This window comes from Micromonospora echinofusca (genome assembly GCF_017614955.1).
GTDB lineage: Bacteria > Actinomycetota > Actinomycetes > Mycobacteriales > Micromonosporaceae > Micromonospora > Micromonospora echinofusca_A.
Genome location: NZ_WVUH01000249.1, coordinates 1 through 11,112, shown reverse-complemented (window position 1 = coordinate 11,112; position 11,112 = coordinate 1). Strand labels below are relative to the sequence as shown.

Annotated in this window: 5 protein-coding genes; 3 read left to right on the top strand and 2 right to left on the bottom strand. The window is 71.0% G+C overall.

What is annotated here, in order from left to right; all coding sequences use genetic code 11:
* Nucleotides 1-677 (top strand): L-type lectin-domain containing protein (locus GSF22_RS23820; RefSeq protein ID WP_208815964.1); only part of this gene is annotated, 677 nt, incomplete at its 5' end.
* On the opposite strand, the gene GSF22_RS23815 is transcribed toward GSF22_RS23820, so the two are convergent.
* Nucleotides 672-1,412 carry a response regulator gene (locus tag GSF22_RS23815; protein ID WP_208815963.1) on the bottom strand — a complete coding sequence of 247 codons (741 nt, stop codon included), beginning with the start codon at nucleotides 1,410-1,412 and terminating at the stop codon, nucleotides 672-674. The two genes, GSF22_RS23820 and GSF22_RS23815, sit on opposite strands and share 6 nt — an antisense overlap.
* Nucleotides 1,413-1,963: 551 nt before the next feature.
* On the opposite strand from GSF22_RS23815, the gene GSF22_RS35805 reads away from it, so the two are divergent.
* Complete coding sequence (locus GSF22_RS35805; protein WP_208815962.1) at nucleotides 1,964-2,287, top strand: hypothetical protein; 324 nt, start codon at nucleotides 1,964-1,966, stop codon at nucleotides 2,285-2,287.
* 125 nt (nucleotides 2,288-2,412) lie between these two features.
* Nucleotides 2,413-5,205 (top strand): ATP-binding protein, encoded by a 2,793-nt coding sequence (locus tag GSF22_RS23805; RefSeq protein WP_208815961.1) that lies wholly within the window; start codon nucleotides 2,413-2,415, stop codon nucleotides 5,203-5,205.
* Between the two features lie 45 nt (nucleotides 5,206-5,250).
* On the opposite strand, the gene GSF22_RS23800 is transcribed toward GSF22_RS23805, so the two are convergent.
* Nucleotides 5,251-9,966: a hypothetical protein gene (locus GSF22_RS23800; RefSeq protein WP_208815960.1), complete on the bottom strand. Its 4,716-nt coding sequence runs from the start codon at nucleotides 9,964-9,966 to the stop codon at nucleotides 5,251-5,253.
* Nucleotides 9,967-11,112 lie beyond the last annotated feature (1,146 nt).

Sequence of the window (11,112 nt, the reverse complement as noted above, 5' to 3'; positions counted from 1 at the left end):
CCCCCACCCCGCGTGCCACGCCCCCCGGACCGAGCATCCGGTACGCCGACTTCAGCAGCACCGCCGGACTGACCCTCAACGGCTCGGCCCGCCAGGCCGGATCGGCGCTGCGGCTCACCGGCAACCAGTACGACGTCGCCGGCAGCGCCTGGTCACGTACCACCATCGGCGCCGGACGGTCGTTCTCCGCCACCTTCCGGGTACTGCTGCACGACGCGGCCGAGGGCATCGCGTTCCTGGTGCAGGCCGAGGGTCCGAGTGCACTCGGTGACTCGGCGTCCTACCTCGGGTACGGCGACTACTACTCCGACCAGCGGATCCGTCCGAGTGTGGCCGTCGAGCTCGACGTCTGCGACGACTCCGGCGACCCCAACTGGAACCACGTGGGCATCGTCTCCAACGGCAACGTCAGCTCGCATCTCGCCCACGGCCAGCCGAGGTTCGACATGGCCGCGGGCACGGCGTTCACCGTCTGGGTCGACTACGACGCGGCCCAGCACCGGCTGACCGTCTACGTCAGCACCGGCCGGACCAAGCCGACCAGCGCGGTCACCTCGGCGGGCGTCGACCTGGCCGCCCGCTTCGGGACCCGACCGGTGTACGTCGGGTTCACCGGCGCCACCAGCGAGTACACCGCCGCCCAGGACGTGTTGTCCTGGAGCCTCACCACCTCATGACAACCGGTGGTCCGGCCGCCCCAGGTGCCGGACCACCGGTACCGGCCGCTGACCGGGACCGGCCTGCTCCGCCGGACCGGCCAGACCCAGCCAGCAGGCGATCGCCTCGGCCCGGTTACGGGTACCCAGCTTGGCGTTGATGTGGTTGATGTGGTTCTTCACGGTCTTCTCGCTCAGGTACAGGGTGCGGGCGATCTGGGCGTTGCCCTGGCCGCGTACCACGTGTTCCATGATCTCGGCCTCCCGCCGGGACAGGCCGTGGGCAGCCGTGGTGGTGGCGGAGCGGGTGGGGCGTACCCGGCCGGACCGCAGGTTCGCCACCAGCGCCTCGACCGCGACGGGGGAGAGCTTGGGCCGCCCGGCGGCGGTGGCGGCGACCGCGTCGAGGAGTTCCTCCGAGGTGAACTGGCCGTACACGAGGTAGCCGGTGGCGCCGGCCCGCAGCGCCTGGTCGATCACCTCGGGGGAGTCCACCCCGGTCACGATCAGCACGCGGGTGTGGGACACCAGGGACGCCAGGAGTTCCATTCCACTCTGTCCGGGCATCCGGACGTCCAGCAGCACCATGTCCGGCCGCAGGGTCTGCACGAGCCGTACCGCCGACGGGGCGTCGGTGGCCTCGCCCGCGACCAGGTGGCCGCCGGCCTCCAGCATGCTCATCAGTCCGCGCCGCACGACCAGGTTGCTGTCGACGACGAGTACCCGCAACGCGACGATCGCCAGGTCACTGTTCATCAGAATCTCCTCCTGTGCCGTGCGGATCGCAGTCACGACCCGCCTGCCCGTCACCACCGGCGACGGGACGGTCATCCGGCCCGGGCCCCGGCCGTCGGCTGTGGATGTGATCCTCATCGACCTGGCGCGGGGGATCATCCGCCAGATCACGGCAGTTGGGCCGGGCTGGGCCCGGCGGTGGCCGGCATCCTGCGCACCGGTGCTCTCCGGTGGTGCGCACCGTCCGTTGTGGGACTACCGTTCGTGCCCGGCCCGGCAGCACCCCGTCACCTGCGGCCCGGGGTGTGGCGTGCGGGGACCCCGGGTCCGCAGTCCCATAGGCAACCTGGCGGATGTTTCCGCACGACGGCGGATCCGGCGGCCGCCGGTGCGGTGCCGCCGGGTGCCCCGGCGGACGGCGGGCGGCCACCCGTCCGGTAGTTGGGGGGAACATGCGGATGTCTCGGTCCGCGCCGACCTCCACCCTGGAGTCACGGCGACTCGACCGCTGTCGACCCGGGACCGGCCCGGACGGGCGGTCGACGCCACCGTGGAGAGCGGGTGACGCTGCGATGACCCCTTCAGAGATCGTCTCGCTCCGGGCGGAGGCGCTGTTCGCCTCGTCCGTGCAGGAGTCCGACTCGCCCACGGCCGAGCGGGTCCGGTCGGCCGTACGTGGCAGCCTGTGGCGGTACGGGCCCCTCGGCTGTGCCGTCCTGGTGGCCGGGGAGTTCGGTGAGCACCCGGAGCGGGCGGTGCGGCGGATGGCGTGGGTCCTGCGGGTCCTGCGGGCCGCCTACCCGGAGCTGTCCGGGTCGACCTCCGACGCTGATGCTGGGCAGCCGTTGCGTCGGCGGCGAGTGTCACGGCACTATCGGCGTCGTCGTATCGGGTGACCGACCGGTACCGACTGCGGCCGACGGTTGTGCCGGTACGGCCGGGGACCCAAACCGACCAGGTCAGCGCGGGCCGACCCGGTCGTGGGATGGGTCGGGCCTGGGCCTGGGCCTAGGCTTCCGCCATGGGCACTGAGGTCTATGTCGGTCGAAGTAGCGAACTGTCGATGTTTGCCCGCCTGTTGGACGATGTCACCGCCGGCCGTGGGGGAGCGGTCCTGGTCGAGGGCGAGGCGGGGATCGGAAAATCCGCCCTGATCACGGCCGGGCTACGGACGGCCCGGACCCGCGGCTGCACGGTCGCCTGGGGGGCCGGCGACCAGCTCAACGGCCGTTTCCCGTTGCGGGTGATGCTCGACGTGCTCGGCATCGAGTCCCGGTCCACCGATCCACGCCGGGCCCGGATCGCGGCGGTGCTGCGCGGCGAGGCCGGCGACCTGGCCTGGGTCGGCGACCCGACCGAGGCCCTGACCGAGGCGCTGCTCGACCTCGTGGAGCGGCTCTGCGCCGACGCGCCGCTGGTCCTCGTGGTCGACGACCTGCACTGGGTCGACGACGCCAGCCTGCTGATGGTCCGTCGACTGGTACGCCTGGTCGAGCAGCTGCCGCTGCTGGTGGTCACCGCCACCCGGGCGGTGCCCGACCGGGCCGAACTCGACCTGCTCCGCAAGGACCTGACCACCCACGGCCAGCAGATCACCCTGGCCCCGCTGCCCGAACCGGAGGTGACCCGCCTGGTCACCGTACTGCTCGACGCCGACCCGGGGCCCGAACTGCTCGGACAGGCAGCGACCGCCAGCGGCAACCCGCTGCTGATCCGGGAGATCGTCGACGCGCTGCGGCACACCGGTGGACACCTCGACCCGCACCGTCCGCTGCCGACCTCGCTCGCCGCGGCGGTCTCCCGACGTCTGTCGTTCCTGTCGCCCACGGCCAGTGAGGCGCTGCGGGTCGCCACGCTGCTCGGTACCCGGTTCGCCGTCACCGACCTCTGCGCCGTCCTGGGCCGCTCCCCGGTGGATCTGATCGCCCCCCTGGAGGACGCGATGGTCGCCGGCGTGGTGGTGTCCGGAGGCGACGACCGGCTGGAGTTCCGCCATCCGCTGGTCCGGGAGGCGCTGTACGAGTCCATGCCCGGTGCTGTCCGGGCCGGCCTGCACCGGCAGGCCGCCCGCGCGTTGGCCGAGGCGGGCGGGTCGGTGCGGGCGGTCGCCGAGCAGCTGCTCGCCGGCCGCTCGGTCGCCGACGAGTGGACCACCGGCTGGCTGGAGCAGTACGCCCCCTCCCTGGTCAACCAGGCCCTGGAGGTCGCCGTCGACCTGCTGCGCCTCGGGCTGGAACACGTGGGGCTGGACAGTCCCCGTGGGGAATCGCTGGCCACCGCGCTGGCCCGGTCGCTGTTCCGGATCGCCAAGATCGCCAAGGGGGACGACGTCGAGACCTACGCCCGGCAGGTCCTCGACCGCACCGCTGATCCGGATCGGGCCGCGGAGATGCGTGACATCCTCGCCAACACCCTGTCCCGCAACGGCCCCCAGGGGTTGGAGTTCACCGACGCCGGGCTCCGCGACGAGCGGATCTCCGACCGCTGGCGGGCCCGGCTGCTGTCCACCCGGGCGATGCTGCTGCTCAATCAACGCGGCCAGCTCGACGACGCCGAGGCGGCCGCCCGGGAGGCACTGCGCCTGGGGCGACTGGTCGGGGACCGCTACGCCGCCGGTTCGGCACTGCTCTGGCTGGGCGGGATCAGCGCCCACCGGGGCAACTTCGTCCAACTGCTCGACTGGCTCGACAGCGGCCTGGCCGAGATCGGCGACGAACCCGAGTGCCTGCACATCCGCCTGCTGCTGCTCTACAACCGGGTGCACACCCTGGACCGGTTCGACCGGCTCGTCGAGGCCGAGGTGGCCCTGCGCGCCGTACGCGAACTCGCCGAGCGGACCGGTGGCGGTACCCTGCGCCGGCTCGGCCAGGTCAGCGGCGGGTTCTACTACACCATCGGCCGCTGGGACGACGCCCTGGCCGAGATCGGTGCGGTGACCGACCCGATCCGTACCCTGGACCTGGCCATGCACCTGTTCGGCCACGGTGCGCTGATCGCCGCGCACCGCGACGAGCGGGCCGCCGCCGAGGCCCAGCTGGACCACCTCGACCCGCTGCCCCTGGACAGCCCGATGGTCCGCAACAACATGAGCCCGGTCCTGGCCGCCCGGGCGCTGCTCGCCGAGCGCGACGGACGGCTCGACGAGGCGGTTGCGACGCTGGCGGTGATGGTGCAACCGGAGTACTCGGTGATGGACGACCGTTTCCTGCTCCTGCCGGACCTGGTGCGGCTGGCCCTGGCCGTCGGTGACCGGAACCTCGCCGAGACCGCCGCGCAGACCTGCGCCACCGACGCGGCCACCGTTCCCGCCCCGGGACCGGAGATCGCCGCCGGACGCTGCCGGGGCCTGCTGGCCGCCGACCCGGAGCCGCTGCTCGTCGCCGCCGCCCACTACCGGGACGCGGGCCGGCAGTCCCTGCTCGGCCAGGCCTGGGAGGACGCGGCGGCGGCGCTGGCCCAGCAGGGCCGGACGGCCGAGGCCCGCACCGCACTCGACAACGCGATGCGGGTGTACACCGAGCTGGAGGCCACCTGGGACGTCCGGCGCGCTGAGGCACGGCTGCGCTCGTACGGCATCCGCCGGGGGGTACGCGGGCCACGGCGTCGACCGCAGCAGGGCTGGGCGGCGCTGTCCCCGACCGAGCTGACCGTCGCGCGACTGGTCGCCCAAGGCCGCTCCAACCCGGACATCGCCGCCGAGCTGCTGCTGTCCCGACGCACGGTGCAGTCACACGTGTCGCACATCCTCAGCAAACTGGGTGCCCGGTCCCGGGTCGAGATCGCCCGGCAGGCGCTGGAGCACAGCGCGGTCTGAACAGGTGACGGTCCCGCCCCGGCCGCCGACGCCGGGGCAGGACCGTCACGGAGCCTGAGAGCCGGGCGCGAGGATCTGTTCGATGCTCGACTCAGGATCCGGTTCGGTGTCCGACCCGGTGGGTTCGACCTCGGTGTCGGAGCCCGCGTCGTCAGGATCCGCGTCGGTCAGATCGACCACCGTGTCGGCGTCCGTGTCGGTCCACGTGGCCGCCGTCTCGCTCAGGTGTGCCCCCGGCGTGAGGCGGACCCACGTGCCAGGGTTCTGCTCCGCTTCCGTGGTTCCCGGTTCCTCGCCGTCCGCGCCGTACAGCGAAGGCGGATAGTTCGCCGCACGCCGGTCGACCACGGAGGTCGGCGCGTAGACCGGCTGACCGATGAGGTCCGCGAGTCTCCCCGCGAAGCTGCGGAATTCCGGTACCCGGTCGGCCGGGTGGTTCCGGTTGTACTCCAACTCGTTGACGATCAGCCGGACCGGCCGTCGACCGTCGTACCCGTGCCGTCGCATGAGTTCGGCCAACTGCCCCGGGCTGATCGGCGCCCGGTCGGGTCTGCCGGTCCCCTCCCGGACGCGGCGGGCCAGCTCCTCCTGAAGATCGGCGATCTCCGTGCGGTACCGCGCCATGTCGGCCCCGCGCCGCCTCACGGTGTGTTCGTTGAACTCCTCCCACTTCCGGCGTCTGAGGTCGACGGTCTCCGGCGTGCTCCCGGTACTGATCAGCCGCAACTGCTCTGTCTCCGACACCACCAGCGGTGGCGGCGGCGGATCGTCCAGCCGGGCCAGCCGGGTGGCGACGGCGCCTCGCAGTTGCTCGTCGGTACCGTCCCGGATGAGGTCCGCCAGTTCCGCCGCATGGTCGGTCCAGCCGCGCCTCGGCTCGTCGGCTGCTGCCGATTGGTCGGGTGCCGGGCGGCTCAACGGGATGTAGACGCGGTCACGCGCGCCGTCGGCGACAATCACGAACTCGTCGCGTCTGGCGCCGAGGAACGGCATCTCCGGTTGCTGACCAGCGGCTTCCACCCAGACGGGCGGCAGGTCCGCCGCGGTGGCAACGATGGCCTGGTCGGCAGCCAGGGCATTCGCCGCGTCCGCCGTTCCGGTCGTTTCCGACGTGCTCCCCGGGTCTGTCGTCTCGGCCGTCTCCGGCGCGCTGGCTCTGGCCATCTTGGCCCGTCTGCGTGCCTCGGCTGCCGCCGCCAGTCGCGCCCTGGCCTCTGCCACCCGCTCGGCGGCGGCAGCCGCCGCCGGGTCGGGTACCCGCTCGGGGGCCGACCGATTGAACGGCGGCAGCAGGATCCCGTTGGGGATGTGGATGTCTCTGAGGCCGCCGAGAATCTCCTGGCCGACGGGTGTGACATCCGCCAGGGGTACCAGGGCGCCGGACGGATCGGTGTCGAACCGACCGGTCCCGTCGTCATCGGCAAGCCGCTCCCAGGGCATCGGCTGTCCCAGGATGTCCACCGAGACGATCGACTGGGTCTGGTAGAGGTACCGGGGTCTCGCGCCGGGCGCGAGGACGTACGCATCGGTCCCGAGCCGACGCGCCACCTCACGGAGCGCCTGCCGCGTCTGGATGGGCACAGTGCCCTCGTTCACCGTGATCTCGCCTCCATTGACGAGGCGGAACCGGGTCGGTATCTGAATGCTCGTCCCGGGCTGCCAGCTTGTCCGGATGATCGTCTCAAGCTGGTCGACGTCTACCGGTCGGGGCCGGCTGGAGCGGTCGATCACATAGAGTCCGCCGTTGATGATGCTGACGACGATGTCGAGGACGAAGAGTCCCGGGTGGGGCTGTGTCGTGAACGGGTTGCTGAAACGCCCACCCTCCGGGCCGTTGTTGAACAGGAATTCCGTGCTGGAGGGTGACTCGTTGTACAGCTGGGTGCGGGAGACCCGGCCGGCTGAGACCAGGCCGGAGGCGGAGGGGAACAGCGCCGGGCTGTCGTAGCCCAGCACGTCACCCACCGACGTGTAGGTGTTCGGTGGCGCGGATCCGCTCGGATGCAGGTAGTCCACCGCGACGATTCGTTCCCACCGCGCGGTGACGTCGTTGAGCCCTTCGCTGTGCTGCCAGCTCGTGCTGGGGGCGGGGGCGTAGATTTCCACGGGCAGGTCCCGTACCAGCTCGTGCACCGGGACAGCACGCGCAGCCAGTCGTTCACGGCGCAACGGGACCAGCATCTCGCTCAGCTCGGTCACCCACCGGGCGAAGATGATGTTTCTCGGGCTGGTGTTGTTCGGGTTGGCTGGTGTGTTGACGAGCAGCCGAAGCGGCTCTCCGTTCCATCGGCGGGCACCGTACGCCTGCGCGTTCGCCAGCAGGTTGACGAGGTCGCCCGGCTCTGCCGGCTGGAGCTGGGTCCAGCTTCCCCCCTGCTGGCCCGTCGGCTCCGAGACCGGCGCCAGCGGCCGACCCGTCGGGTCGAGGTCCAGCGCCAGGTCATAGAACTCGGTCTGTGAATAGTCGAGTACGCCCTGCCAGGGGTGCTGGTAGTACAGCGCCAGGCCGTTCGGTGCGCTGCTGGCGGCGATCCGTTCCGTGGTGAGCTGCCCCAGATGGTCGGTCGCTAGCAGGTTGCGCCCCTCGGTGGGCCCCACGACCGACCAGCGGCGGTCTCCCGGTGGGACGTCCGCTTCCGTCAGCAGCCGGACGTTACCGTCGGCGAGCGCCACATCGGCGGTCGGTTCTGCCGACAGATACACCGGAACGCCGAGCTCGTGACCGAGCCTGTCGAGGAAGTCCGAACGTGCGGCTGCCTGCCGGGAGTCGACCGGAGACATCAGCCCCGGCCACGCCGCCTGGATCGGCTGTCCCTCCCGCCATCCCACGGTGCGGATCCACCTGGCGGTCTCAGTGGGATCTTCCATGACTCGGTCCCAGCGTTCATGGAGATGGATCAGGAACACATCCGGACGGATCGCCGGTCGCGCCGAAGTCCACGGACCGTAGATGCGGAAAGCAGCCTCCACGGCCAGTGCCGGCGAGGGCCAGAACACCGCGCCCGGCATCTGGACCACCCCCGCGTACCGGTGCTCGCGGAGGACCCCGTCGGTGTCCCAGTCCAGCGGCGGGAAGACGGCCCCACCCTCTGGCACCGTCGTCAGGTGCCGCATCCACGCCGGGCCAGGCACCACATCCTTGTCGGTCGGGACGGACCGAATGCGTCCGTCCGCGTCGACGAGCGCCTGGTGCCCCGGGCCCGGGGTGAACAGGTAGTGCCTGCTTGAGTCGGCCAACTCGGAAAGCCAGGTCTGCAGCGCCGTCTCGTGTTCGGCTTTGCGGGCCGGCAGAGCCAGGATCACCGTCGCCCCGACCGGCGCGTTCCACAACGTGTGCATCGTCTCTGCGGTGACCGGCACGCTGGTGCCGTCGGCGAGTGAGACGGTGGGTGTGCCGATCTGTGAGTCGAGGCCGGTTACGACGGCCATCGCACTCGCCGGGACGACGGCACGGTCCCATTGCTCCAGGTCGGCTTCTTCGCCCGTTTTGGCCCAGGTCACGGCGCCGTCGGTGGCCGTCAGGACCGACCGTAGCCTCAGTAGCGACCCGTTTCCTCGTTCGAAGATCTGTACCGCCGCGCCGTCCATGAGAGAGGCCAGGACCGCGCTGTTGACGTCGTCCGGCCGAATCGGCACGGGCCGTGCGCCGACTGTGAACCTTTCCCTGCGTCCACCGCCGGTCCGTAGTTCGTCCGAGACGGGTACGACAATGTCGGTGACCGGCCCCTTCAGCAGAGCGGATACGGTCCGGTTGAAGATCTCGCCGTACACGGTCATGCCCGGCATGTGCAGTTGAAGTGTCTGTAGCCGTTCGGTTTCAACGATCCGTTCGGCCATCAGGGAGTGCACCAGATCGATGTCCACGGGCAGTTCGTCACCGGCGACGTTCCGCATCACCGGCTGGCCCTCTGCGTTGACGGCGAAGCCCATCGTGAGCATTCCGTCACTGACCGGTGTGAAGGTGAAATCCCGGCGGGCTGTCGAGTCGTCGAAGAAGCCGAAACCGGCGGCAGTGCGCTGCACCTGAGGCGCCTGCTCGGGGGGCAGAAGGCGACCGAGCCCGTCGCTGACCAGCTCGGGACCGACGTCGGAGCCTGGGATGTGCCGCCAGCTCTGACCGGGGCGGACCCGCAGCACGCCCCACCAGACGTTGGCCGTGGCGCCCAGTTCCGGCAGGTAGACGTCCCGGCCGGTACGGTTGGCCAACTGATCTGCCAGCCGTACCGTCTGCTCTGTGGTGGCCGTACCCGGCAGGTACAACTGGATGGGCCGGGACTGTTCCTGGTCGACGAGATATCTGGCGAGTTCGTCGGCCCCGATCCGCCCGTGGCCGCCATCGGCCCGGGTGACCTGCACCATGCCGTCCGGATCGACGTGGAGCAGAACGACCTCGCGGTCGGACTGCTCCGACAGATCCATGGCCAGTTCGATGTCCGCATCGTTTGTCGAGAAGTACCGTCCGGCGGGCAGCGACCCGGACACGGGTTCTCCCACCGGACGTAGCTGGCCGAACTGGTCCGTGGCGTGTGGGGCATCGCCACTGTCCGCGGTCGGCCGGTGCGCGTGCCAGTGGACGATCTCCCCGCTGTCGAGGATCAGCCGGGTTCCGTCAGAGCTGACGGGCCCTGTCGTGTGATACACCCAGGTGCCTGTCTCCCGGGCGAACGCGGCGAACCAGGCGGTGCTGCCCTGGTCCGGCCGGCCGCCCACGAACTGCACCGGCTCGCCGCTCCAGCCGAGTTCTCCGAGCCAGTCGGCCATCTCCCGCGGGGTGACCTGCCAGGACCAACTGACACCATCCTGTTCGTAGTCGAGTACGGGCCGTGAGTCGATCGCGCCCATCACGACCTGTGTCGCCCCGCTCAGCAGGGCGATCCCCTCGGGAAAGGCGGTCTGCTGCGACCCGGTGCCCAGTACGAGGTACTCCTCGTTGCTGCCCAGGACCCGCCCGGCATACACCGGACGTGGCGCCGTCGGGCTGACGGTCCGGCCGGTGGTGAGCTGTTCCAGATGTACCTCTGTCGTGCGCCCGGCGTGGTCGATCACCTCGGTCACCCGGAACCGGGCACCGGAGGGGATGACCACCTCCGGCGCGTCCGACCGGCCGACCAGCGGCGCCAGCGGCGCGTTCTCCGTGGTGCTGATGACGACCAGTGCGCCGTCGGACTGCGGCTGCGGTCGGCGGCGGGATCCGACGACGGGAGCGTCGTGGGTGACGATCGAGCCACGGCTGAACCGGATGCCGGCTGCGGCATCGGCGGTCAGGTAGACCGTGCCCGCGAACGACGGCACGAGTCCGATCCCGGCATCGATGTTTCCGACTGGTGCCCGCCGGCCCGATCGGACGTAGCCGACCAGCGAGTCGAGCAGTCGCAGTACCCCGCCCTGGTAGGTCTCCGGCAGCCGACTGCGGAGCTCCAGGTTCCTCGTCATGTACCGGTCCACCCAGCCGCTGTCCGTGTCCGAGCCCGGCGCCTCATGCCCGGGTTCCTGGCCAGCCGTGGTCTGTTCCGCCGGTTGGTGGCGCAGCAGACCGTCCAGCCGGTGCACCACCGGCGGCCCGGGTACCTCGCTGGCCGGCTGGGCGGTGTCATCGCTGATGGCGTCCGGTGCAGGCGGGATGCTCCAGCTTGCCACGAGTGCGGCCACGGAACCTGCACTTCGGGCGCGCGTTGGCCGGGGCGCGACGAGTGAGGCCGGTGAATCGCTGTCCGTGCTGCCCTGCAGACCGGGCGGCGACGTCGATGATCTGGTCATTCGTGCCCCGGTAGGTCCGGTGGAGACGACCTGGTCGCCGAGGCCAGCCGTGGTGGATGGCGTCAGCGGCCGATGGGGGGTGACACCGGCTGGGGGCGTGCGCGGTGCCTCCTCGCGGGTTGCGGCTTCCGGGGTGAGGCTGAACTGGCG